This is a genomic window from Cyanobium sp. NIVA-CYA 375, from assembly GCF_056108345.1.
Genome location: NZ_JBSYHW010000023.1, coordinates 13791 through 37191 on the forward strand (window position 1 = coordinate 13791; position 23401 = coordinate 37191).

The 23401-nt window shown below is 62.1% G+C and carries 27 protein-coding genes; 10 read left to right on the forward strand and 17 right to left on the reverse strand.

Annotated elements, in window-relative coordinates; genetic code table 11:
* Window positions 1-4: 4 nt before the first annotated feature.
* The 8 genes from tsf to AC01FP_RS07960 form a co-directional block, all read right to left on the reverse strand.
* Window positions 5-664: a translation elongation factor Ts gene (gene tsf, locus AC01FP_RS07925; protein WP_474479397.1), complete on the reverse strand. Its 660-nt coding sequence runs from the start codon at window positions 662-664 to the stop codon at window positions 5-7.
* A gap of 55 nt (window positions 665-719) precedes the next feature.
* The gene (gene rpsB / locus AC01FP_RS07930; protein ID WP_474479362.1) at window positions 720-1433 is read right to left on the reverse strand and encodes a 30S ribosomal protein S2; all 714 of its coding nucleotides are present in this window, start codon (window positions 1431-1433) and stop codon (window positions 720-722) included.
* A gap of 142 nt (window positions 1434-1575) precedes the next feature.
* Window positions 1576-2529: a glycosyltransferase family 2 protein gene (locus AC01FP_RS07935; RefSeq protein ID WP_474479363.1), complete on the reverse strand. Its 954-nt coding sequence runs from the start codon at window positions 2527-2529 to the stop codon at window positions 1576-1578.
* 76 nt (window positions 2530-2605) lie between these two features.
* Window positions 2606-2761 carry a hypothetical protein gene (locus AC01FP_RS07940; protein ID WP_011129965.1) on the reverse strand — a complete coding sequence of 52 codons (156 nt, stop codon included), beginning with the start codon at window positions 2759-2761 and terminating at the stop codon, window positions 2606-2608.
* Window positions 2762-2796: 35 nt separating this feature from the next.
* Window positions 2797-3489, reverse strand: a complete 693-nt coding sequence (locus AC01FP_RS07945) for an ATP-binding cassette domain-containing protein (protein ID WP_474479365.1) — start codon at window positions 3487-3489, stop codon at window positions 2797-2799.
* Window positions 3489-4661 (reverse strand): ABC transporter permease DevC, encoded by a 1173-nt coding sequence (gene devC / locus AC01FP_RS07950; RefSeq protein ID WP_474479366.1) that lies wholly within the window; start codon window positions 4659-4661, stop codon window positions 3489-3491. Before devC ends, AC01FP_RS07945 begins: the two co-directional genes overlap by 1 nt.
* Window positions 4661-5596, reverse strand: coding sequence for a lipid ABC transporter permease (locus AC01FP_RS07955; protein WP_474479367.1), 936 nt, complete (start codon window positions 5594-5596; stop codon window positions 4661-4663). Before AC01FP_RS07955 ends, devC begins: the two co-directional genes overlap by 1 nt.
* Window positions 5593-6300, reverse strand: coding sequence for a phycocyanobilin:ferredoxin oxidoreductase (locus AC01FP_RS07960; protein ID WP_474479399.1), 708 nt, complete (start codon window positions 6298-6300; stop codon window positions 5593-5595). The genes AC01FP_RS07955 and AC01FP_RS07960 overlap by 4 nt, the downstream gene beginning before the upstream one ends.
* Before the next feature lie 94 nt (window positions 6301-6394).
* Between AC01FP_RS07960 and AC01FP_RS07965 the strand changes: the two genes are divergently transcribed.
* Together AC01FP_RS07965 and AC01FP_RS07970 are read left to right on the forward strand one after the other, a co-directional pair.
* Window positions 6395-7690 (forward strand): M16 family metallopeptidase, encoded by a 1296-nt coding sequence (locus AC01FP_RS07965; protein WP_474479368.1) that lies wholly within the window; start codon window positions 6395-6397, stop codon window positions 7688-7690.
* A complete protein-coding gene (locus AC01FP_RS07970; RefSeq protein ID WP_474479369.1) occupies window positions 7687-8985 on the forward strand; it encodes a M16 family metallopeptidase in 1299 nt (432 codons plus the stop codon). Before AC01FP_RS07965 ends, AC01FP_RS07970 begins: the two co-directional genes overlap by 4 nt.
* Here AC01FP_RS07970 and AC01FP_RS07975 read toward each other — a convergent pair whose 3' ends face one another.
* Window positions 8986-9237, reverse strand: a complete 252-nt coding sequence (locus AC01FP_RS07975) for an NAD(P)H dehydrogenase assembly family protein (protein WP_474479372.1) — start codon at window positions 9235-9237, stop codon at window positions 8986-8988. It abuts the gene before it with no gap.
* 77 nt (window positions 9238-9314) lie between these two features.
* On the opposite strand from AC01FP_RS07975, the gene AC01FP_RS07980 reads away from it, so the two are divergent.
* The 4 genes from AC01FP_RS07980 to AC01FP_RS07995 are packed head-to-tail and all read left to right on the forward strand — an operon-like array spanning window position 9315 to window position 14058.
* Window positions 9315-9890: a biotin transporter BioY gene (locus tag AC01FP_RS07980; RefSeq protein WP_474479373.1), complete on the forward strand. Its 576-nt coding sequence runs from the start codon at window positions 9315-9317 to the stop codon at window positions 9888-9890.
* The gene (gene lspA, locus AC01FP_RS07985; protein ID WP_474479374.1) at window positions 9887-10354 is read left to right on the forward strand and encodes a signal peptidase II; all 468 of its coding nucleotides are present in this window, start codon (window positions 9887-9889) and stop codon (window positions 10352-10354) included. The genes AC01FP_RS07980 and lspA overlap by 4 nt, the downstream gene beginning before the upstream one ends.
* On the forward strand, window positions 10335-12500 hold the full coding sequence (locus AC01FP_RS07990; RefSeq protein WP_474479376.1) for a transglycosylase domain-containing protein: 2166 nt from the start codon (window positions 10335-10337) through the stop codon (window positions 12498-12500). The genes lspA and AC01FP_RS07990 overlap by 20 nt, the downstream gene beginning before the upstream one ends.
* A 10-nt stretch (window positions 12501-12510) precedes the next feature.
* Window positions 12511-14058, forward strand: coding sequence for a DUF697 domain-containing protein (locus AC01FP_RS07995; protein ID WP_474479378.1), 1548 nt, complete (start codon window positions 12511-12513; stop codon window positions 14056-14058).
* A gap of 195 nt (window positions 14059-14253) precedes the next feature.
* Here the strand turns inward: AC01FP_RS07995 and AC01FP_RS08000 are convergent, their stop codons facing one another.
* Window positions 14254-15669: a pyridoxal phosphate-dependent decarboxylase family protein gene (locus AC01FP_RS08000; RefSeq protein ID WP_474479379.1), complete on the reverse strand. Its 1416-nt coding sequence runs from the start codon at window positions 15667-15669 to the stop codon at window positions 14254-14256.
* Window positions 15670-15763: 94 nt separating this feature from the next.
* Here AC01FP_RS08000 and AC01FP_RS08005 point away from each other — a divergent pair, with 94 nt between their 5' ends.
* A complete protein-coding gene (locus tag AC01FP_RS08005; protein WP_474479381.1) occupies window positions 15764-16252 on the forward strand; it encodes a nucleoside deaminase in 489 nt (162 codons plus the stop codon).
* Here the strand turns inward: AC01FP_RS08005 and AC01FP_RS08010 are convergent.
* A complete protein-coding gene (locus AC01FP_RS08010; protein ID WP_474479382.1) occupies window positions 16215-17393 on the reverse strand; it encodes a pyridoxal-phosphate-dependent aminotransferase family protein in 1179 nt (392 codons plus the stop codon). The genes AC01FP_RS08005 and AC01FP_RS08010 overlap by 38 nt on opposite strands.
* 62 nt (window positions 17394-17455) lie before the next feature.
* A complete protein-coding gene (locus tag AC01FP_RS08015) occupies window positions 17456-17974 on the reverse strand; it encodes a globin family protein (protein ID WP_474479383.1) in 519 nt (172 codons plus the stop codon).
* A 208-nt stretch (window positions 17975-18182) separates the two neighbouring features.
* On the opposite strand from AC01FP_RS08015, the gene glnA reads away from it, so the two are divergent.
* Window positions 18183-19601, forward strand: a complete 1419-nt coding sequence (glnA, locus tag AC01FP_RS08020) for a type I glutamate--ammonia ligase (RefSeq protein WP_474479385.1) — start codon at window positions 18183-18185, stop codon at window positions 19599-19601.
* Here the strand turns inward: glnA and AC01FP_RS08025 are convergent.
* Window positions 19589-19843 (reverse strand): hypothetical protein, encoded by a 255-nt coding sequence (locus AC01FP_RS08025; RefSeq protein WP_474479386.1) that lies wholly within the window; start codon window positions 19841-19843, stop codon window positions 19589-19591. The two genes, glnA and AC01FP_RS08025, sit on opposite strands and share 13 nt — an antisense overlap.
* A 139-nt stretch (window positions 19844-19982) precedes the next feature.
* Here AC01FP_RS08025 and AC01FP_RS08030 point away from each other — a divergent pair, with 139 nt between their 5' ends.
* Window positions 19983-21041, forward strand: a complete 1059-nt coding sequence (locus tag AC01FP_RS08030; protein WP_474479388.1) for a class I SAM-dependent methyltransferase — start codon at window positions 19983-19985, stop codon at window positions 21039-21041.
* Here the strand turns inward: AC01FP_RS08030 and AC01FP_RS08035 are convergent.
* Entirely contained in the window at window positions 21038-21307 is a 270-nt protein-coding gene (locus AC01FP_RS08035) for a hypothetical protein (RefSeq protein WP_474479389.1), read from the reverse strand. The genes AC01FP_RS08030 and AC01FP_RS08035 overlap by 4 nt on opposite strands.
* Before the next feature lie 52 nt (window positions 21308-21359).
* Here AC01FP_RS08035 and AC01FP_RS08040 point away from each other — a divergent pair, with 52 nt between their 5' ends.
* Entirely contained in the window at window positions 21360-21695 is a 336-nt protein-coding gene (locus tag AC01FP_RS08040; protein ID WP_474479390.1) for a DUF6439 family protein, read from the forward strand.
* Here AC01FP_RS08040 and AC01FP_RS08045 read toward each other — a convergent pair.
* The 3 genes from AC01FP_RS08045 to AC01FP_RS08055 all read right to left on the reverse strand — a co-directional run.
* Window positions 21622-22071 (reverse strand): ATP-binding protein, encoded by a 450-nt coding sequence (locus AC01FP_RS08045; RefSeq protein WP_474479392.1) that lies wholly within the window; start codon window positions 22069-22071, stop codon window positions 21622-21624. The genes AC01FP_RS08040 and AC01FP_RS08045 overlap by 74 nt on opposite strands.
* A 55-nt stretch (window positions 22072-22126) precedes the next feature.
* Window positions 22127-22855 carry a GUN4 domain-containing protein gene (locus AC01FP_RS08050; RefSeq protein WP_474479394.1) on the reverse strand — a complete coding sequence of 243 codons (729 nt, stop codon included), beginning with the start codon at window positions 22853-22855 and terminating at the stop codon, window positions 22127-22129.
* Window positions 22856-22975: 120 nt separating this feature from the next.
* The coding region (locus AC01FP_RS08055) for a transposase (protein ID WP_474479396.1) at window positions 22976-23401 on the reverse strand (426 nt) is incomplete at its 5' end.

Below are 23401 nucleotides of genomic sequence, written 5' to 3' on the forward strand. Positions count from 1 at the left end.
CTGATCAGGCCGTCTGGGTCATGGCAGCTACCTCGGCAGCGAAATCAGCCTTCTCCACCTCGATGCCCTCACCAAGGGTGAAGCGGGTGAAGCGGCGCACCTGGATGTTTTCACCGACCTTGCCGGCCACCTGCTTCACCATCTCCGCCACTGTGACGGCGCTGTCCTTGATGAAGGGCTGGTCCAGCAGGGCCAATTCCTTGAGGCGTTTGCCAATCCGTCCTTCAACGATCTTGACCTTCATTTGGGCTGGTTTGCCCTCGAGATCATCTCGACCCATCTCGATGGATTTTTCGCGCTCGGAAACCTCAGCAGGAATCTGATCAATGCTTACGTATTCCACACCAGGACAGGCCGCGATCTGCATCGCCACATTGCGCAGCAATTCCTGGAAAACGTCGCCACGGGCTACGAAGTCGGTTTCGCAGTTGACCTCGACCAGCACGCCCACACGAGCACCTGTATGGATGTAGCTGCCCACGGCACCTTCAGCGGCGGTGCGTCCGGCCTTTTTCTCAGCCGTGGCAATACCTTTTTGGCGCAGCCATTCTGTTGCTTTGGTGGTGTCACCGCCACATTCAGAAAGCGCCTTCTTGCAATCCATCATTCCTGCGCCTGTTTTATCGCGCAGTTCTTTAACCAGCTTTGCCGAAATCTCAACCATGGTTTGGTATGGGGTACGGGTTACGAATTCGTGAAACGATAGTTGTGGATCAAATTCAGCCTTCGTCTTCACGGCCCTGGTCCTGGGCACCGTGGCGGCCTTCGTTGATGGCATCGGCAAGGCGACCAAGCACCAGCTGTACGGAACGAACGGCGTCGTCGTTGCAGGGGATCGGCACGTCGCAGAGGTCGGGATCACAATTTGTGTCAAGCATGGACACCAAGGGAATATCAAGCTTGCGAGCTTCGAGCACGGCGTTGGTTTCACGGCGCTGATCCACCAGCACCACTACGTCGGGCAGGCGGCGCATGTTCTTCAATCCGCCCAGATACTTCTGCAAGCGCTCCAGTTCACGGCGCAGCACGGCAGCCTCCTTCTTAGGACGCATAGCGATGGCGCCCGAACTTTCCATGCGCTCCAAATCCTTGAGCCGATCGATGCGAGCGCGCATCGTGGTCCAGTTTGTGAGCATGCCGCCCAGCCAGCGCTGGTTCACGTACGAGGCGCCACAACGTGTTGCCTCCTGGGCAATCACCTCGGAGGCCTGCTTCTTGGTGCCAACAAAGAGGAAGCGCTTGCCACTACGGGCCGCACTGCGGGTCCACTTGTAGGCGTTGTTCATGCAGACGGCAGTCTGCACCAGATCAATAATATGGACTCCATTGCGCGCGCAATAGATGTAGCGCGACATCTTGGGATTCCAACGGCGCGTTTGGTGCCCGAAGTGGGCACCGGCCTCCATCATTTCGGAGAGAGTTACAACAGCCATAATTTTGGGTTGGGGTTTCGGGTTTGCCTCCACCTGCCAGGGATCCAGAACGACCCATACGACCAGAAGGGCCGACGGGCATTGCTGCTCGGATCACCCGAAACACGCAGGTGTGCGGTGTGATTTGTACTTAGGCACCCTATCAAATAGGGCTAGGGGCTGGACCTGTGCCCTTGACTGCTTTGGCTTCTGCAAACAGGGCCCGCACTCCAAGGCGGTTAAGCGGCACTCGCAACAGCTCCATGGCCACCCCTGGATGGCCGCGGCGGATCAACCAGGCAAGCAGGGGCCGCAGGCTGCGTTCGTTGAGCAGGCCGCCCAGGGTGAGCGCCTCCCAGAGCAGGCGATGCAGCCAGGTGAACTGAACGATCATGCGCACCCGCCTGGTGGGGTGCTTTTGGTAAAAGACAAGTCCCATTTTTGCCCGCTCCCGCTCCACCCGAATCAAATCGGGGATCTGCTCCAAATTCAGGGCCGGATGCCAGTGGTAGCCCACAGCCTCGGGGCAGCGCACCAACGCAACCCCGAGCCGTCGCAGCCTTTCGCCCAGCTCTAGGTCTTCCCAGCCATACAAACGGAAGCGTGTGTCAAATAGTCCTGCCTGCTCCAGCAGCTGCCGGTCGATGGCCACGTTACCGGTGGCGAAATATGCGAAAGAAAGATCCTGAAGCTTGTGTGGTTCGCTGCAGGGATCTTGGAAATTGGCGGTGTTGATTACGGCGCCATAGGTGAAACAGCGTCGATTGCCCCGGCGCTGCCACTGGCGCTCTAGGGCCTCGGCGTGGCTGCGCAGAAAGCTGGGGGTGACCACTAGGTCGCTGTCGATGAAAACGACCACGTCGCCACGGGCTGCCTCCACTCCCCGATTGCGCCCCTGGGCTGGTCCTCCGTGCTCCTGCTCGATCAGTCGCAGGTGCGGCAGCTGCAGGCTGTGCTGCCGCAGCCAGCTAACGGTGGCATCGGTTGAGCCATCGTCGACCAGCACAACCTCGTAGCCCGTGATCAGGGCTGAGGGATCCTGGGCCTCTAGGGCCAGCAGGCACTTCTGCAGGATCGGCAGGCGGTTGTAGGTGGGGATGACGACGCTGAGGAACATCGGGGTCGCCGCGAGGGTCTAAACAGCAAAAAAGGGATCCTTCCGGATCCCCTCAGCGATGCATGGGCTGCACCGATCAGTCGGCGGCGCCACCGTTGTTGGCTGTGCCAGTCACACCATTGCCGGCGCCTTCACCGCGGCCGTCGTTGCGCAGCTTGCGCTTCTTGAATTTGCGCGCGTAGGAGCGATTTCGCTCTTGCTTTTCTTTCTTGAGATTCCTGCGCTTAGCCATGCGAGCGGCGTGTTGGAGAGATGCGAATTTCTACCCTACTCAATTGCGAAGGCGCCGCTGCTCAACTGACCGTCCTCCATCTGCACCAGACGGTCTGCCACATCAAGAATCCGAGGGTCGTGGGTCACCATCAACACACCGCAGCCCTGGTCTTTGGCCAGCCCCTTAAGTAGCTCGACCACCTCACGCCCAGTGTGGGAATCGAGAGATGCGGTGGGCTCATCGGCCAGTAGGAGCTGGGGCCTTGCGGCTAGGGCCCGGGCGATCGAGACCCTTTGTTTCTGCCCACCGGAGAGATCGTGGGGCAGCTTGCCGAGATGGTCACTCAGCCCCACTGCCCGCAACCATTCCCGAGATCTATCCCTACGGGCGCGATAACTGAGCCCTTGCAGCAGGTCTGCACCCATCTGTACGTTTTGCTCCGCCGTAAGGCACCTCAGCAAATTGTGCCCCTGGATAATCATGCCGATCCTGCGTCGTAACCTCAGCCGGGCGGCGCGACTTGCACCATTGAGCTCCTCCCCGAATACGTGAACCGAGCCTTCCTGCACCTGTCGTAGAGCTCCAATCAGGGTCAACAGGGTGGTTTTGCCGCAGCCGGAAGGGCCGGTAAGTAGCACCACCTCACCGGCGTCAACGCAAAGGCTGATGTCTTGGAGCACCTGGCGGCGATTGACGCCACTGCCAAAGGAATGCCTCAAGCCTTCCAGGCGCACCATCGCAGCCATCAGAAAATCTCCGCTGGATCGGCATCACCAAGGCGCCGCATCGCCAGGGTTGCCGAGCCCATACACATCACCAAAATCATGATGAACACCGTCAGTGCCCGGGTCAGGTTCATCGATACCGGTAGCTGGGTGGCATTGCGCACCAGTAGGTAGAGACCCTGGCCGGCGGCGTAGGCGGGCAGATAGCCGAATACCGCAAGCAACATCCCCTCCCGCGCCACGACTCCGAGCAGGGTGGGCAGGCGATAGCCCATAGCCATCAAGGTGGCGTATTCCGGCAGGTGATCGCTGACGTCTGAATACAGAATCTGGTACACGATTACGCAGCCCACCACGAAACCCATGGCTGCGCCGAGGGTAAAGATGAAGCCGATCGAGGTGCTTGAGCGCCAATAATCCTGCTCGAAGGCGATGAAGCCATCTTTAGTCAGCACTTTGACGTCATCAGGCAGATCTCGCTGCAGCCGTTTAACTACAGCATCCGCATCGGTCCCTGCTCGCAAGCGGATCAGCCCTACCTCGATGCTTCCTGGAGGAGTGTTTGGCAGTAGCTGGAGGAAGGTCTCTTGGCTGGTGAGCAAGTTGCCATCTGCGCCAAAAGAGGTGCCGAGCCCCACCAGCCCTGCCACCCGGACCTTTTTGCCATTGATCTCGCTTTCCACAGTGCGGCCATCGCGAAACCAGTCGGCCACCGGGCCGAATTCCGGTCTGGAGAGCTCGTCAAACAGCACTCTGCCCCTGTCCTGCAGGAGCTTTGCCTTGGGCGCGAGGCTGGGATCGGTGAACAGAGGATCGGCTGGTTCAAAGCCCAGGGCGAGGATCGAACGGGTTGATCTTGTATCTGGGTTGCGCCACAACAGCAGGCTCCAGTGCACCGGGGTGATTCCCTCAACATCTGGATCTGCCATTGCCTGGACGAGACGGCGACGGGGAAAGCCGGCCATGCTCACCGAGCTGCTGGAGCGTGGACTGATCAACACCAAATCAGTGTCCAAAAGTCGATGAATGGTGACGCTGGCATCGAATAATCCATCCCTGAAGCCCAGCTGCATAAACATCAAGATGCCAGCGAAGGCGATGCCGGCTAGGGCGACAGCCAGGCGCACGGGCTGACGAGTTAACAGCAGCCAGGCAAGCGGAATGCGGCGGCCCTGCCAGATACGGCCAAGCATTAGGGCTGCACAGGCGCCCTGGTGGCAGCAAGTCGGGCGATCACCTTTAAGCCCGTTAGATCGCGCACTCGCTGACTATCGGAGGGATCTAGGGCCACCCGAACCTCCACAACCCTGGCATCTGCGTCTCCGGTGGGATCAGTTGAAAGCACTGAACGCTGCCGCACCTGGGGACTGATTCGAATCACCTCGCCCGTAAGCGCGCCTTGATAACCGCCGTTTTCGCTGATTAAAGAGACGCTCTGGCCAAGGCGCACCCGGTCGATGTCACTTTCGTAAACCTCAACCACGGCCTGCATGCGGTTGCTGGCGCCCAGCTCGAGTACGCCAGAGTCGGTAGGGCGCTCTCCTACTCGTGCATGGAGTTTGAGCACGGTGCCAGCTATGGGCGCCCGTAGTTCGGTAAGCAGCAACTCAGCTTTGAGTTTTTCGCGTTCAGCCCAGGCCTCATTGCGGTCCCCCTGAAGCTTGAGCAGGTCCGTCTCGCGATTGTCGAGCTCCCCACTGGGGATGGCTCCGGAACGACTCAGCTGGCGGTAGCGACGGACGTCGCGGGTTTGTACCTCCAATCTGGTATCAAGGTTGCGAAGGCGAGCCTCAATTAGCCGTTGTTGGGCCACAAGGGTGGGCGCTGTGTCAAAGCGGGCCAGCAGCTGGCCACTGCTGACGCGGTCGCCTTCCTCCACCAAAAGCTCGGCGATCCGGGGGCTGCCGCCGATGCCACTGATGGGGGCCGCCAGCAAGCGCACATCACCAGCGGGCTCCAGCCGTCCAAGCGCTGCCACCGCCTCCTGATTACGGGGAGTTGCCGCAACCACCGGTGCTTTAACGGCAGGGGTTCCCTGTTGGCGAACCAGGGCAACAGCCAAAACAAGCAGCAGGGCCGCACCCCCAAACCACCAAAGCCGGTGCACTCCCAGCAAGGCTCGCTTCACGGTGCCGGCGGATCGTCGAACAACAACTCCTCGATGTAACGGTCTGCCCACTGCGGGTTGAAGGCCTTCTCCAGCACCCGGCGAGTCTTGTCGTTTTGTTTCTGTTGCTTGCAATACCGGAGCTGACCCTGCCATCTGGCAACCGTAGCTGGGTGGGTAGGTGCCTGAGGCTCACTTGCGGCTATGGCCGACGCCAGCACATCGAGAAAGCCGCTTACCTCGTCGAGAAACGCGGCCTCCTCAGCTGCGCTCGTGGGTCTCACAAAGCGAACGTAGGGCGAAAAAATTGAGCCCCAGCCCGGCAGTTCCCGTTCCTGTTCAAAGCTGCTAGTGGGCCTGGCGGCAAGAGCCTCGGCGATGCCGGCCGGTAGCTCGCTGCAAACTGGCGAGAGGTCTACAATGGCGGCGGAGACACCGGCAGGGCCGGCCACGATGTCTGCCCCAAATACAGGCAGGTCGAAGCGGGGGTCTGGAAACAGCACGCAGTGCAAAATCTGGAGCCCCGCCCCGAGCCGGGCCGTTTCTAAATGCAGCTTGCGCAGTCCCCGGCAGCAACGCAGTTCGTTGCGGATGAATAAGGATTCGCCATCGAGGCTGCCACTGATGGCTTCGAGTTCTGGAGCTACCGCCAAGGGCTCCAGTTCGGGCAGGCCTTGCCAGAACGTACGAATCCGCACCGCAAGGTCCTCCATCAGGGGATGAATCGCACCGCTTCCGGCGCAAGAGGCCTCGGGGGCAGCGTCGGGACTCTGAGACGAAGCGGGAGCGGAACTCACGACAGGAGGTGCAGCCAGCAGAATGCAGATCCTGCCACGCATCTGCGCCTTGCCCTTGGCCCCTTCCCAGCCCCTGCTGCCAGGTCTGGCTTGTCCCAGCGATCAACTTCTGACCAACGGGGCCACCGTGGTCAGCCTGTCATTGCCCGACTCGCCGTTGGTATGCCTGGACTTGTGGTGCCGGGCCGGCAGCGTTTTTGAATCCGCAGGGGAGAGCGGCATGGCTCATTTTCTGGAACACATGGTGTTTAAGGGCAGCGAGCGCCTAGGGCCCGGCGAATTTGACCTTCGCATCGAAGCGATGGGCGGCAATAGCAATGCCGCCACCGGTTTCGACGACGTCCACTACCACGTGTTGACTCCACCAGAGGTTGCTGGAGACGCCCTCGAGCTACTCCTCGACCTGGTGCTGCATCCCCGCCTAGATGCCGCAGCCTTTGATATGGAGCGGCAAGTGGTGCTCGAGGAGCTGGCCCAGAGCGAAGATCAGCCAGATGAGGTCGCCCTGCAGCAGCTGTTGCGGCTGGGATGTCCAAACCATGCCTACGGCGAGCCGATCTTGGGCAAGCGCGAGCTGCTGCTTGAGCAGACGCCTGGTGCCATGGCCGCCTTCCATGGGCGGCTCTATGGCGCCAACCGTTGCGTACTGGCCCTGAGCGGCGGCATTAAGCCGGAGGTTCTGGCCGACCGCATCGCCGCCAGCGCCCTGGCTTTTTTGCCAGTGGTGGAGGAACCCCAATCTCGGCCCGCCCTGGTGGTTCAGCCAGGAGAACACAGGATCGAGGTGCCGCGGCTGGAATCGGCGCGTCTGCTGATGCTCTGGGGTTTGCCCCCTGCCGCTGAGCTACACGGCGTGATGGGCGCAGACCTACTTACTACCGTGTTAGCAGAGGGTCGTCGCAGCCGTTTGGTAGAGCGGCTGCGGGAGCAACTCCGCATCGTGGAAAGCATCGACCTCGACCTGCACGTAATGGAGAGCGGCAGCTTCGCCTTGCTTGAAGCAATTTGTGAAACAGACGAACTGGCTTCTGTTCGCCAGGCGATTGATGAGGTGTGGACCCAGCTACTGCAGGAGGGTCTGGCGGAGACGGAATGGCAGCGGGCCCAACGTTTAGTGGCAAATGGCTATCGCTTTGGCCTGGAAGCCGCTGGCGGCGTGGCAGGCCTAATAGGCAACAACCGCCTCTGGGGACGCCACCACATGCTGCAGCTGCCGCTGGAGGAGATCGATCGCTGGAGTGCGGCTGAATTGCTGCAACAGGCCTTGCCTCTGCTTGCTCCCAGCCGTGCCTGTGTGCTCGAAGCGGTGCCGACATGACCAGTACCCAGGTAACTACGGCCAACTGGCAGAACGCCAGCCTCCAGGGCGGCCTACCCCTGATCTGGCAGCGACGACCTGGTCCGGCGATCGTGGCCTGCAGGCTCTGGATTCGGGGGGGCAGCAGCGTGGATCTCCCCGGCCAGCGCGGGGCAGCCCAACTTTTGGCCGGGCTGATGACCCGCGGCTGCGGTAACTACGGGCCTGAAGCCCTGGCCGATCTGGTGGAGGGGCGCGGTGCTGCCCTTCGCTGCGAAGCCTCGGAAGACTGCCTGGTGATCAGTGTCAAGTGCTCCAGCAGCGACACGGCCGAGCTGCTGCCCCTGCTGCTGTCGATGGCTAGGCAGCCGTGGCTCAGCCCAGACCAACTTGAGCTGGAGCGGGACCTAAACCTGCAGAGTTTGCAGCGCCAGCGGGAGGATCCCTTTCAGCTAGCCCACGACCAGCTTCGCCACCTGCTTTATGGCCAGGGGCCTTATGGCCACGATCCTCTCGGGGTCGATGTGGAGCTGGCAGCCCTGCATTCCGAGCAGTTGGCAGCGCTGGTGCCCGATCTCGGTCAGGACGGCGCTCTTTTGGTGGCCTGCGGCGATCTTGATGACGAGCTTCCCCTGCTGCTTAACCCCCTGCTGGACAACTGCCCCTGGACCACGACTCAGCCAAGCCCCGGAGCTGGACCAGGAGCTGCCGGCGGCCTGCAGCGTCTTGCCAGCCTGGAGCAGGACACCGAGCAGCTGGTGCTGATGCTGGGTGCGGCGACTGTGCCACTGGGTGATCCCGATGGCTTGGCCCTGCGGTTGCTTCAGGCCCACTTGGGTATGGGCATGTCCAGCCGTCTGTTTGTGATCATGCGGGAGGAGCGGGGCTTGGCTTACGACGTTGGGGTTCACATGCCTGCCCGGCGCGGTGCTACTCCCTTTATTTGGCACCTCTCCACATCCGCCGACCGAGCAGCAGAGGCGACCACGGCCCTCCTTGAGGAGTGGCAGCGGATTCTGGAGCAGCCCTTAAGCGAAGCGGAACTAATTTTGGCAAAGGCTAAATACCGCGGCCAGGACGCCATGGGGCGCCAGACCTGCGGCCAGATCGCCGATCGTCAGGCGCTGGTGCTGGGCCATGGCCTGGGCTGGAGCTACGTGGAGGACAGCCTGGAGCGGGCCCAGCAACTGGATGCTGCCACCCTTCTGGCAGCAGCTCGCCGCAGGCTTGCGGCTCCCGCCCTCAGCATCTGTGGTCCAGCGTCGGCCCTGGCTGCTTCAGAGCAGGCCTGGCTCCGCCACGGCCTTAGCGGCTAATCAATCAGCGGCAGCCTGGAGTTGTTCGGCGTCTAACAAAAAAGTGCCGCGCCGGAAGCGAACCGCAAATTGGTTGCGGGCCTTGATGGCCAAAACTTGGCCCTGTTCATCGCTATCCACCAGGTCTGGGGGCCGCAACATCGGCATTGGGTCAGCTGTCTTCAGATATTTGGGCCGGCCCTTCAGCTGCACCGCATCACCAACACCAAAAGTCAGCGGCTTTATGGACTCAGCGGTTTGTGGGTCTTCCATTGCGTCACTTGCTGACTTGAAGTTAGCGACCCCGTTGGCCCGACCCCCAAAATGGTTGCCAGACACGACGTGATCAGTTGAGGGCCCTAGCCATCTGGAGCGGCGCAATCGCCGGTCTGCTGCTGATTTTGGTAGGCGGATTGATTCAGGCCGCAGCCCCGCTTCCGGCTGGCAGCGGCGGCTGGAACCTCACGACCCTGCCCATCACCCTGCAGGTGCCGGCCCTGCTGCTAACCGCCCTGGTCTGCGGTCCTCGCAGCGGCATGCTCGCAGCCGTTGCTTACCTGAGCCTGGGCCTGTTCCAACTGCCGGTCTTTCAGGGCGGGGGCGGTGCCGCCTACTTATTGGATCCTGGCTTTGGTTATCTGGCTGGCTTCATCCCGGCTGCCTGGCTCACCGGCAAGCTCGTGCGCCAGCAGGGCATGGACGACCTGCTTGGTTTGTTTGGCGCCGCAGTGGTCGGGCTGGGCGTCCTGCAGATTTGCGGCATAGCCAACCTGTTGCTCGGTGCCCTGGCTGGCCGTTGGGGATCAAATCTGGGAAGTTTGTTATTCAGCTACAGCCTGGCGCCATTGCTGCCCCAGTTGCTGCTCTGCTGTGCTGTATCGGTGGTCGCCCTGGTTCTGCGCCGTCTGCTGCTGGTGGAGTCATGAGACGGTTGCGCAAGCTCGCTTACGCCAGCGCCGGCTTGGTTTTGCTGCTCGACCAGCTCAGCAAGGCGCTGGCCGTTGCCAATCTGTCGCTCGGAAGCAGTTCAGCTTTCCTGCCGGGGCTGCTTTCCCTGCAGCTTGTCCGCAACACCGGAGCGGCCTTCAGCCTGTTCAGCGGCAACCCCCAGCTACTTGGCCTGGTGAGCTTGCTGGTTTCCATTGCTGTTGCCGTTTGGATTCAGAGGCAGGGTCAGTTGACCCTCACCCGGAGCCTTGGGGTAGGGCTCCTGCTGGGGGGAGCACTCGGCAACGGGCTTGATCGCTGGCGTCTTGGCTACGTGGTGGATTTTCTAGCCCTGGTACCAGTGTCATTTCCAGTGTTCAATCTGGCCGATGTGGCCATCAACCTGGCGGTGCTCTGCTTCGCCATCGAGCTGCTGGGGAACCATGGCCAACCAGGCGTTTGAAGCCCTAAGCCGACGTTGGCAGCGGTTTAGCCAGCCCGCTCAGGCCCAACTGTGGGTCCATCTCCCGGGCCAGCCCTCTCGGCTGGTAGGCCTGCACCCGGGCACTTACCGCATCGGTCGCGACAACGACTGCCAAATTTGCGTTGACCATCCGGCGGTCAGCCGCCAGCACGCTCTGCTGGAGCGACGCGGATCCCACTGGTTGCTCAGCGACGACAGCTCTACCAATGGCCTCTGGTGGCAAGGCCGGCGGGTGCAGCAGTTGCTGCTCCGCGACGGGGACAGCCTGCGCTTCGGCCCCAGCCAGGAGGCGGGACTGCCCGAGCTCGATTTTCAGATCCGTCCCCTGCCCCAGCTGCAAAGGTTGCTGCGCGCAACGAGCTTGCTGCTTGCAGCTACTGCCCTCGGTGGCTTTGGCCTGCTGATCATCTCCAGCTTACAAGTGCCAATTCGCGGCAGCCTCGCCACGGTGCGTGGGCCGCTTGTGCTCTACGACCGCCAGGGCAAACCAATCGCAACAGCCCAAGCTAGGGAGCACCGAGAGCTCAAATCCCTAAAGGCCTATCCCCGGGTGTTGATCGATGCCCTACTTGCCAGTGAGGACAGCCGCTTCTGGTGGCATCCAGGAGTCGACCCGGTTGGGACAGGCCGTGCCCTTGTTACCAACGTGCTGGGAGGACGGGTGCTGGAGGGGGGCAGCACCCTCACCCAGCAACTCGCGCGCAGCCTGTACCCCGATCAGGTGGGTCAAGGTGAAACCCTTGGCCGCAAGTGGCGTGAGCTGCTGGTGGCGCTACAAATTGAGGCCCGCTTCAGCAAGCAGGATCTGCTGCTGAGTTACCTCAACCGCGTTTATTTGGGTGTTGGCTGGGGTTTCGAGGATGCCTCCCGCCATTATTTCGGTAAGCCAGCCAGCGACCTCAAGCTTGAGGAGGCTGCCCTATTGGTGGGCCTGCTGCCCTCGCCCAACGGCTACGACCCCTGCTTTGATCCCCAAGCGGCCCTGAGTTCCCGCAATGCCGTGCTCAGCAAAATGGGCGACACGGGTCGTATCAGTGCCGATCAGGCCCGCAGCGGCCGCCGCAGCCCAATCCGGCTTTCGCCCCTGGCCTGCCGCAGCAGCAGCTCTCTACGCGGAGTCCCCTTTTATTCAGACCAGGTGGGCCGCGACCTCGATCAACTGGTGGGGGCAGAGGTCGCGGCCGAAGGTAATTTCCTGATCGATACCTATTTGGATCGCAACCTGCAGGAGCAGGTGGAACGGTTGTTGCGCCAACGACTTAGCTCCAGCAAGGCGCTGGGGGTAGGGGAAGGGGCCGTGGTGGTGCTCGATTCGCGCACCGGCGGCATCCTGGCCCTTGCCGGCGGCCGCGACTACCGCCAGAGCCAGTTCAATCGGGCCACGATGGCCCTGCGCCAGCCCGGCAGCACCTTCAAGCTGCTTCCCTATTTGGTCGCTCTCGAGCGGGGCGGTAAGCCCAGTGATCCAATCAGCTGCTCGCCATTGCGCTGGCGTGGTCAGAGCTTTAGCAGCGGCTGCGGTGGCAATTTGAGCCTGGTATCTGCCTTTGCTATCAGTAGCAACACGGCAGCACTGCGACTGGCCCAGCGGGTAGGGCTTGATGCACTGGTGCAGAAAGCTCGCGATCTTGGCTTCACCAGCCCCCTGGCGGCCGTGCCCGGATTGGCCCTCGGCCAGAGCGAGGTAACCCTGCTGGAGCTCACAGCTGCCTACGCGGCGATCGCCAACGGTGGCGTTTGGCATTCCCCCAGCACAATTCGGCGCCTTACCGATGGAGAGGCCTGTAGCGGCCAGTCATCAAGCCAGTGCCGCCAGGCCAACGCCCCCACAACATCCCAAGCGGGACGCCGGGTAAGCAGCGAGGCGACGGCCCGCGCCATGCAGCAGTTGCTGCGGGCCGTGGTGCAGCGGGGTACGGGCCAGATGGCCAGTCTGGGCGGTCAGGAGGGTGGCAAAACCGGCACAACCAATGACAGCCGCGATTTGCTCTTTGTCGGCTATGAGCCCCAGCGCCATTGGGTGGTGGGTATCTGGTTGGGTAATGACGACAACAGCCCCAGTCGCGCCAGCAGCGCCTTGGCTGCAGGACTGTGGAGCGAGATCATCCGAGCAGCCCGATCCTGATGCCTGAGTTGTGAGCACCCGCACCCGCCTGTGGATGATCGCCGGTCTGGCTGTCCTGGCCCTGATCGCCGTTGGCGCAGTGCTGCAGGGGGTCAACAACCTCTACTGGCAACTGAGTTGGTACCTGCCGAGCTGGATCGTTCAGCCGTTGTTTGTCCTTGTGTTCGCTGGCTTCGTGCTGCTGCTGGTGCAACTGGCCTGGCCTTGGCTGCGGACCATTACCGGCAAGGCCAGGCCAGGAGCGGCTGCCAGCTTGCCGTCGCCGGGTAACCGCCGGGAAGCAGCCGCCCAAAATCTGGCCGCCATCGATCAAACCCTCGATCGGGTGCGCGATGCGGTGGAGCGGGAAGCCTTGCGTCAAGAGCGGCAGCGCATGCAGGCCGAGCTGGAACGGGGCGATCTCGTGATTGTGTTGTTTGGTACGGGATCGGCAGGCAAAACCTCTCTGATCCGCGCCCTGCTGCAAGAGCTGGTGGGCAAGGTGGGAGCTGCCATGGGATCTACCAGCGAAACCCAGCGCTATCGCCTGCGGCTGCGCAGCTTGCAGCGAGCCGTGGTTTTGGTTGACACGCCCGGCATCCTCGAAGCAGGTGCTGCTGGGCTGGAGCGGGAGCGGCTCGCCCGCGACCAGGCAAGCAAGGCTGACCTGCTTCTGCTCGTGGTGGACGGCGACTTGCGCGCCGCCGAGCTTGAGGTTTTTGAAGCCCTGGCTGGCCTTGGCAAGCGGCTGATGCTGGTGCTCAACAAGTGCGACCTGCGCGGCGAGCAGGAGGAGGCGAGGTTGCTCCAGCTACTGCGCCAACGCAGCCGTGACCACATTGCGGCCGAAGACGTGATCCCCGCCAGCGCGGCACCCCAGAGCGTGCCCATGCCAGGCGGGCGCCCCTTGCAGCCAGCTGCCGAGGTAGATGCCCTCTTACGCCGCATCGCGGCCGTGCTCCACGCCGACGGGGAAGAACTGATTGCCGACAACCTGTTGTTGCAGTGCCGGCGGCTCAGTGAGGCCAGCCGCTCCCTGCTGACCAGGCAGCGCCGCAGCGACTGCGAGTCGATCGTTGATCGCTACATGTGGATCGGAGCCGGGGTGCTGGCCGTCACACCCCTACCTGGCCTGGACCTGCTCGGTGCCGCAGCTGTAAATGCCCAGATGGTGGTGGAGATCGCCCGTATCTATGGCATCAGCATGAGTCGCCAGAGTGCCCAAGATCTGGCCCTTTCCGTTGGACGCACCATGGCGGGCCTAGGGCTGGTGAAGGGGGGCGTCAGCCTGCTTAGTGCGGCCCTAAGCCTGAACGTACCTGCTCTGGTTGTGAGCCGTGCCATTCAGGCGGTCAGCGCTGCCTGGCTCACCCGGGTTGCGGGGCTGAGCTTCATCACCTACTTCGAGCGCGACCAAGACTGGGGCGACGGCGGTGTGCAGGAGGTTGTGCAGCAGCAATACGACCTCAGCAAGCGCGACGGGGCCATGAGTCGCTTCCTTAAAGCCGCCTTCAGCCGGGTGGTGCAACCGCTGCAGGCAAAGCAGCGGAGTTTGCCGCCAAGGCCTGGGCCCGACTGACCGGCAGCTCGCCCAAGGCCTCCGGTGGCGGTGGCTGCAGTGGCCCCCGGCTATCAAGCACCACGATCATGGCCAGATAAAGAACGCCGATTAATACCGAAATGGCGCCAGTCACAATCGCGACCCAGCGACCGCGGCCGGAGGTTGTCACAGCAGGGGGTTCACTAGGGGGTTCACTCACAGGGGGAAGGGGTATCAGGATTGATCGTTGAGGCTGGCATGCACCACCCTGGCCAGGTTCTCGAGGTGGGCTGGCTTGGTGTGGGGGTTACCAAGCACGGCCTTGAGATAGTGGCGCCCGGCGTAGTGAGGCCGCGAAAGCATCAGCTGCTCCTGGAGCAGTCGCTGGCGAGTGCGATCGCTCCAGGCCTGGCTGGCGGCAGCATCAAGTTGATGGGGAGTGAAGGCCAGCAGATGGAAGGAGCCACCGACCAACTGCAGCCGTTCGTTTGGTGCCAGTAGGGCCTGAAGCTGGCGCCGACGCTGAATAGCCCCATCGAGCACCGCCTTGATGCCGAGCAGGCCAAGCTGCCGCAAACCCAGCCAAAGCTTGAGAATTTCGGCGGGACGGGTGCCCTGCAGACCACTTTCACCACCGTGGCTACCACCCCAGCTCGGCTCCATGTAGGGCAGGCCGGTGTGGAACGCCTCCGCCAGTGCCTGGGGGCGAGCCAGCAACAGCAAGGAGGAGGTTTTGGTGATTCCCAGCAGTTTCTGGGGATTGACCGTGATCGAATCGGCTTGCTCCAAGCCAGCAACCCGATGTCGGTGGGTAGGCACCAGGCCGAACACGGCCCCGATAGCGCCATCCACATGCAGCCACTGGCTGCGCCGCTGGCAAATCCCAGCTATCGCAATGAGGGGGTCGACTGCCCCCCGAACAGTGGTGCCAGCGGTAGCGACTACCGCGATCACAGGCAGCCCAGCCCGCTCGAGTTGATCAAGCTCTACTTCCAAGGCGCTTGGATCTAGTCGGCCCTGGCTATCCACTGCCACCGGCCGCAGGGCCTCAGGCGGTAGGCCCATCACCGCCAGTGCTTTAGCGAGGGAGACATGGGCATCAATGCTTGCCACCACCACCGCCCGACCGTCTATGGCCAGACCGCGCTGTCGTCTCGCCGTGACCAGTGCCATCAAATTGGAAAGGGTGCCGCCGCTGGCGGCCACACCACCACTACCCGCAGGCAGGCCTAGCTGCTCAGCCAGCCAGGCAGTGAGGCTGCGCTCAAGGCGGCTCAAACTGGGGGACAATTCCTCCGCCAGCATGTTGTTGTTAAGGCCGGCGCAGATCAAATCTGCAGCCACCGAGGCCGGCAGAGGTGGTGGGTCGAGATGGGCAAGGGCACCAGGGTGGTTGGGATTGAAGGCCCCATCCATCACGAGCTGCAGATCGGCCAGCAGCATCTCCGGAGCCAAACCGTAACCTTCCGGCTCCACTGGTGGCAAAACGCTCAAGCCGGGCAGGGGCGAGCGTTCGGCAGCACTACCAAGCCACACACAGAGCTGCCGTGAAGCCTGCTCTAAAAAGTCCTGCAGCCTGGGGTCTAGCTGCTCCGGACTGGCGAAGGGCAGGGGCTGGCTGGCCCGCGGGGCAGGGGGGGCGCTAGCCAACGAAAACCGATCGGATCAAGCCATTCTCACCTGTGGAGGTGGGCTACAAGTGGGTTTGTGCTGCGGGCACCAAGCAGTGGATCGTTCCCTACTCATGGGCCCACCAGGGCCCCAGCTGCAGCGCCAGTGGATGCAACTGCTGCTGCGCCACGCAGAACGGGCCGGAAACCAGGGTGAAATTCCCGTCGCCGCTGTGGTGCTCGATGAAGGCGGACGCTGCATCGGCTGGGGCAGCAATCGGCGCGAACAGCAAAGCGATCCGCTTGGCCACGCCGAACTGGTGGCCCTTGGGCAGGCGGCCCGCTTGCGCGGCGACTGGCGATTTAATGGCTGCACCTTGCTGGTGAGCCTGGAGCCTTGCCCGATGTGTGCCGGTGCTTTGGTGCAAGCCCGCATGGGAACGGTAATTTTCGGCGCTACGGATCCGAAAAGGGGCGCCCTCGGCAGTTGTCTTGATCTAGCAAAAAACGCCACTGCCCATCACCACATGACCGTGATCGGCGGGGTATTAGGCGACCAGGCCAGCGATCTGCTGGCGCGCTGGTTTAGGCGGCGACGGCAGCAGGGGCAACCGCAGGCCTGAAGGCCGGCAGCTCGGTTTCAAACAGGTTGAGCAGGAGGTCAACGTTTTCAGGCTGGCTGTTGTAACCCATCAGGCCGATCCGCCAAACCTTGCCCGCCAAGGCGCCCAAGCCTCCACCTACCTCAATTCCATGCTTGGTGAGCAGGTGCTGAGAGAAGGCTTTGCCATCAACTCCTGCGGGGATGCGCACTGTGGTGAGGGTGGGTAGGCGCAGGGCTGCTGGGGCATGCAGCTCCAGCCCGAGGCCTTCGAGCCCAGCCCAGAGGCACTCGGCATTGCTGCGGTGGCGGGCCCAGGCTGCCTCCAGCCCTTCCTCGGCAAGCAGGCGCAGGGCTTCGCGCATGCCGAAATTCATATTTACTGGCGCCGTGTGGTGGTACACCCGATCGCTGCCCCAGTACTGATTCAGCAGGGTGACGTCCAGGTACCAGTTGGGAACCTTGCCCGCCCGGGCCATCATTTTCGCCTCGGCTCGCGGGCCCATGGTGAAGGGACCAAGACCAGGAGGACAGCTGAGGCCCTTCTGGCTGCAGCTGTAGGCCAGATCCACCTTCCATTCATCGAGGTAGAGGGGCACCGCACCAAGGGAGGTGACCGTATCAAGCAAAAGCAGACAGTCGTGCTGACGGCAGAGATCGCCGATGCCCTCCATGGGCTGGCAGATCCCGGTGGATGTTTCGGCGTGGACGATGGCCAGAATTTTGGGCCGATGGGTGGCTACGGCGTTCTCGAGTTCCGCCAGGCTGAAGGCTTCCCCCCAGGGCTTCTCGATCGTCACGACATTGGCCCGGTAGCGACCGGCCATGTCGGCCAGACGCAAGCCGAAATAGCCCTTGACGGCCACCAAAACGGTGTCTCCAGGCTCAATCGTGTTGGCCAGGCTGGCTTCCATGGCCGCACTGCCGGTGCCGCTCATTGGAATGGTGAGGCGGTTGTCGGTCTGCCAGGCGTAGCGGAGCAGCTCCTGCACCTCACCCATCAGCTCGACGTAGAGGGGGTCGAGGTGCCCAATCGGCATTCGGGCCAGGGCCTGAAGCACGGTGGGATGGGCGTTGGAGGGGCCAGGACCGAGCAGCAAGCGATCCGGCGTGTCTATGGGGACCAGCGTGCGGCGATGGGCTGAATTAACTGGTGGCAGCACGGGCAGGGGAACCAAGACCAGGATGGAGCGTGTAAATCGAGCTTAAGCAGCAATTCCTGGGCCTAGCGGGCCCGCAGATTGGTGGTACCAAGACCACGGCAGAGATGGTCAAAGGGGGCCCGTACCACTGCCGCGGATGCCACACCGGCCTCGAGCAGCATCTCGCAAACCACATCAGCCATCAAGGCAATGCTGCGCACGGTGGGGCCAGTCGGCACGCCAAGACTCTTGTAGGTGTCGTCGAGACCATTCAGCACCCGCTCGTTGAGGATCGATGCGTCGTCGGCGATCAGGGCATAGCTGGCAAAACGCAGGAAGTAATCCATGTCCCGCAGGCAAGCCGAAAGGCGCCTTGTGGTGTAAGCGTTGCCACCGGGCAGGATCAGCTCGGGATCAGCAAGCCAGAGGCGCTGGGCCGCCTCGCGCACAATGGCCGCAGCCTCACGGTTGATCAGCTCCACCGCAGCCAGGCGCACGCTGGATTCGGAGTAGTAGGTGCTGATGCGGTCGATCGCATCGCGGTCTAAATAGCGGCCGAGCTGGTCATAACGGCCAATCAGACCAGTGATGGCATCGCGCATGGCGGAATCAAATCGACGCACCTACAACGAAAACTAGCACTCACATTCCGCCAAATCCCAGGCCAGGGGTGGGTTCTGGGGAAGTTGACAGAAACGGTTACGCAATCCTCGCCGTCAGCTTGGTTACAGGCGATACCAATTAGCGTCCAGCCGATCCGTACGGTCCGGCGACGCCGCAACCGGTCGGCACCCATCCTTCTTGTTCGTAATGGCCCAAACAGCCCAAGACGTCCTCCGTCAGATCCATGAGGAGGGAATCGAGCTGATCGACCTCAAGTTTGTCGACTTGCATGGCAAGTGGCAGCACCTGACGGTCTGCCGCGACCTGATCGATGAGGCCTCCTTCAGCGATGGCGTTGCCTTTGACGGCTCCTCGATTCGGGGCTGGAAGGCGATCAACGAATCGGACATGGCGATGGTCCCGGACCCCAACACCGCCTGGATTGATCCCTTTTACAGCCACAAAACCCTGAGCCTGATCTGCTCGATCCAGGAGCCTCGCAGCGGCAAGCCCTATGGCCGTTGCCCCCGGGCCTTGGCCCAGAAAGCCCTCAACTATCTCGGTTCCACCGGTATCGCCGACACCGCCTACTTCGGACCGGAACCTGAATTCTTTGTCTTCGACGACGTCCGCTACAGCTCAGGCAGCGGCAGCAGCTTCTACAGCGTCGATTCAGTTGAAGCCCCTTGGAATAGCTCCCGCCTCGAGGAGGGCGGCAACCTCGCCTACAAGATTCAGTTGAAGGAGGGTTACTTCCCGGTCGCCCCCAACGACACCCTTCAGGACATGCGCACGGAGATGTTGCTCACCATGGGCAGCCTGGGGGTGCCGATTGAAAAGCAGCACCACGAGGTGGCAACGGCCCAGCATGAGCTGGGAATCAGGTTTGCCGAGCTGATCAGCGCAGCCGACAACGTGATGATCTACAAATACGTAGTGCGCAACGTTGCCCGTAAGTACGGCAAGACGGCCACCTTCATGCCCAAACCCGTGTTTGCCGATAACGGCAGCGGCATGCACGTGCACCAGAGCCTATGGAGAGGCGGCAATCCTTTGTTTTTCGGCGAAGGCACCTACGCCAACCTTTCCCAGACTGCCCGCTGGTACATCGGTGGCCTGCTGAGGCACGCCCCAAGCTTCTTGGCTTTCACCAACCCCACCACCAACAGCTACAAGCGCCTGGTACCCGGATTTGAAGCGCCGGTGAACCTGGTGTATTCCCAGGGCAACCGCTCCGCCGCGGTGCGCATTCCGCTAACGGGGCCGAACCCCAAGGCAAAGCGCCTGGAGTTCCGCTCCGGCGATGCCTTGTCCAACCCCTACCTCGGCTTCGCGGCCATGTTGATGGCCGGCATCGATGGCATCAAGAACCAAATCGACCCGGGCGATGGCACCGATGTTGACCTGTTCGAGCTCTCCCCAGAGGAATTGGCCCGCATCTCCACTGTGCCGGCTTCACTGAATGGTGCCCTTGAGGCCCTCGATGCAGACAAGGATTACCTGCTAGCTGGTGGCGTCTTCACCGAAGACTTCATCAACAACTGGATAACCCTTAAATACGAGGAGGTGCAGCAGCTACGCCAGCGGCCCCACCCCCACGAGTTCGTGATGTACTACGACGCCTGAGCAGGCGCCGGTGGGCAATAACGCAGGTGGGCGATCGCGCTTGCCTGCAGTTGCTTTGCCCGGGCCTGGCGCCTGGCCCAGGCCTGGAGCTGATGCAGGGCGTCCCCGGCGGGGTTGGGATCGTGGTGCTGGGTTATCTGGGCCAGTTCGGCGCCGTGGAGGCGGCTTTCGCGGGCGTGCAACAGGCTCCAGGTTTGAAATTCAGGATCAGCATGCTGGCTGTGCAGGCGGGTCATGGTCATGGCGTGCGTCCCTTTCTCTGAATCCATTCTGCAGGCTTTTTGGTAGCGGTTGCTACTAAATAGCCAGGGCTTCACAGCTCTTCAGCAATCGCGGTGTGAGTTCAAATTCGCTGAAATGGTTGCAAGCCATTGCCTCGCCATGCCGGATCAGCTCACAAAATTGGCCTACCAAACCATGCAGCAGGGCAGGGCGCTGCTGGGGGTAACCCATAAGGAGGTGAGTACCAAGCTGATGGGGTTGCTAGCTCCAGATGGCACCCCCAAAACCGTGCCAATCCCGCCTGAGTTGCTGGGCAGCCTCAGGCAGGCGATGGCTTCATTGCACGAGCGCGACTGGCAGGAAGCGGAACAGGGCCTTTACCCGCCATCCCTGCTGTTCGATGCCCCCTGGCTTGATTGGGCGAGTCGCTATCCCCTTGTATGGCTGGACATGCCCAGCACTTGGACTCGGCGCAGTAAGCGCAACGTGCGCGATTTGCCCAGCAGCGTTGATCCAGATAACTACCCCGATTATTATCTTCAGAATTTTCACCATCAGACCGACGGCTACTTGAGCGATCACTCGGCGGCGCTCTACGACCTGCAGGTGGAAATTTTGTTCAATGGCACTGCCGACCCCATGCGGCGCCGGGTACTGGCTCCTTTGTTGCGGGGTATCAAAGCCTTCGCCGATCGGCCAGCCGGCCAGGTGCGTGTGCTCGACCTTGCCACCGGCACCGGTCGCACCCTGCGCCAGATCAGGGCGGCCTTGCCCAAGGCCCAGCTGGTGGGATTGGATCTTTCCAGCGCCTATCTGCGCCAGGCCAACAAATGGCTTAGCCAGCTGCCCGGTGAACTTCCCCAGCTAACCCAAGGCAACGCTGAGGCACTGCCCTTTGCCGACGCAAGTTTTCAAGCGGTCACCTGCGTTTTTCTGTTCCATGAGCTGCCGGGCGAGGCCCGTCAGAACGTGATCAATCAGGCCTACCGAGTGTTGGAGCCTGGTGGGGTTGTGGTTATTGCCGATTCGGTACAACTTGCTGATTCACCCCAATTCAGTGCCGTAATGGAGAATTTCCGACGGGTTTTCCATGAGCCCTATTACCGCGATTACATCTCAGATGACATCGGCGCCCGCCTTGCCCAGCTTGGCTTTGAAGGCATCACAGCCCAAAGCCATTTCATGACTCGAGTCTGGACTGCCCGCAAACCTCGCTAGCGCTTCAGGATCCAGGCCAGGAGCAGACCGGAGCTGGCCCAGCGCAGCCCACGCCAAAACAGCACCTCCTGGCGATAGGGGGGGGCTAGCTGCTCGGGCAGGGGATCTAGCAATCTCTGGGTAAGGGCAAGTCGCTGCCGTTGTCGCCGCTGGCTCACCCCAGAGCTCTTAGCCGTCAAAGATGCCTGGGTGAGCAACCCATCCAGCAGGTGCAGCAGGCGAATAGGTTGGCGCACCGGGTGGTGGCCCAGGGGTCGCGTCGGCATAGCCAGCTCCCAACAAGGCGTAACTGGCTTCAGGATGGAACCTCGTGCGTGTATGCGTCCAGTGCAAACCCCGTTGTCCAAGCAAAAAAGAAGCTGGCCAGAAGGCTCCTTGGAGGTTGCTGTCGCCTTACAGCGACATCTGGCAATAGGTGATCGGGATTGGCACGCCTTCAAGTCCCAACGCCCCCGGCGTGGCGCCGAGCAGCTTGCAGCAGCCCTGGTGTTGCTGCTTAGGGCCGATGATCCCGGGGCACCTCAAAGCTCGGACGCCCGCCGCCAGGCCATCGAGTTGGTTGAGCATGGGCTCGGCTGGCTCAAGGCGGAGCTGAGCGATCCTGGTTGCCCCAGCCATCGACCGGCGCCAGCAACGACGCTCGCTGCCGACTGACTGCCAGTTGCAACCGGTTGCCACGGCTACTCCAGCGCACGTCATCGAAGCAGTGATGAATCAGGAACAGCCCCCTACCGCTGGAGGCATCCAGCTGCTCAGGCAGGCTGGTGCTGCGAGCCGCTGGGGGAACTCCAGCTCCCTCGTCCTGTACCTGCCACACCAGCCAGTTGGGGGTCTCAATGCGGCGCACTCTCAAGCATTTGGCTGGGTCGCAACCGTTGCCATGGCGGACCGCATTGACCAGTGCTTCTTGCAGGCCAAGCTGCACCTGACCCTGAAGCCGTAGGCAGCGAATGGGCTCAATCAATAGCTCCAGCAGCGGTGCAAGCTGCAGCGTTGAGGGCGTGATGTAGTCCGACCAGCGCAAGGCCATCGGGCTTAGGTACGCGGGTGCCGTTTTGACCATACGCCGCTGCCTGCACCCTGGCTCAGGCCTTGATCCGCTGTTGCAGAGCTGGGTGGTTGAGCAGGGCATCCATCAGCCGCACGCCGCGCAGTTGATTGACAAGGGGCATGTGGCCCTCAGGGGCCTCAATGGACCACTGAAAGGAGCCGGGATAGCGCGTCCAGCGGCCAGCATCCTTCCAGGCCAACTTGGGCCAGAGCAGCTCCCAGCGGCCATTGCAACTGCGCAGCAACTTGCCCTGCACCGAGAAGCCAAAACGACCGCGTGAAAAACAGACCCAGAGCCGATCGAGGCTGTCTAGGTCGGCGGAGGCGATCGGCGGTACCTCGCTGTAGTACACGTAACCGCGGCGTACGGCTTCTGGGCCGGCCAGCTCCCGCAGCAAGGCGCTTGTGAGACGATCGGCCTCTTCAAATTGCTGGGCCATCAGGGCTCGTTGCAGGGGTGCGTAGTCCAGGCCACGGGCCGACACCGTGGCAAGCCAGCCGTCGGGGTAGCGGGCCAGAAACTCTTCGCGCAGGCCATCCTGTTCATCGAGCAGGAGCTGAATTAAAAAACCAGCTGCCCAGTCATCTCCGGTGGCATCAACGCCGGCCAGATGGTCTGGGATTAGGGGCCGCAAGGCATCGCTCTGCTGCTGCAGGGTGGCCAGCAGGGCACGCCTTTGACGGGGATTGCCGACTTGAAAGCGCTCAAGCAGAGCCCTAGGGCTGGTGCCGGTAGTGGCGGTGACCGGAGGTCCGGAAAGCATGGAAATGGAAGCCGTGCCCGAAGCAGTGCCAGCGTGGCCCACTATGTCAGCTGAGATCCTCAACAGTGATGCAGGGCGCCACGGTGACTTTCAGGAAAGTTGTCACTCCTTGGCTGCCATTCAGGCGGCCTTGATTAAGGGTAGCGCCATGAGCGGATCGGGCTCTTCTGTTGGCTTGTTTATCCACACTTCTGCCGGTTGACTCCAGCAGCGGGTGGCACCGCTCCAGCGAGTTGGATTGGCCTGGCGGGCGGCCTCGTAAACCTCGGCTCGCTGCTGGCAAATGGCCTTAGCTGCTCCACTGTGGCGCTGGTGGGGCGTGACGAACTTGATGCCGCTGTGGCGGTGCCGGTGGTTGTACCAATCCACAAATGCAGCTACCCATTCGCAGGCCTCCTCTTTGGTGGCGAATGGCCGGCTGGGGTAGTTGGGACGGTACTTAAGCGTTCGGAACAGGGATTCCGAGTAGGGGTTGTCGTTTGAGACCCTTGGCCGGGAAAAGGATCTGAGCACGCCCATCTCCTCCAGCCGTGATTCCAGCGTGGC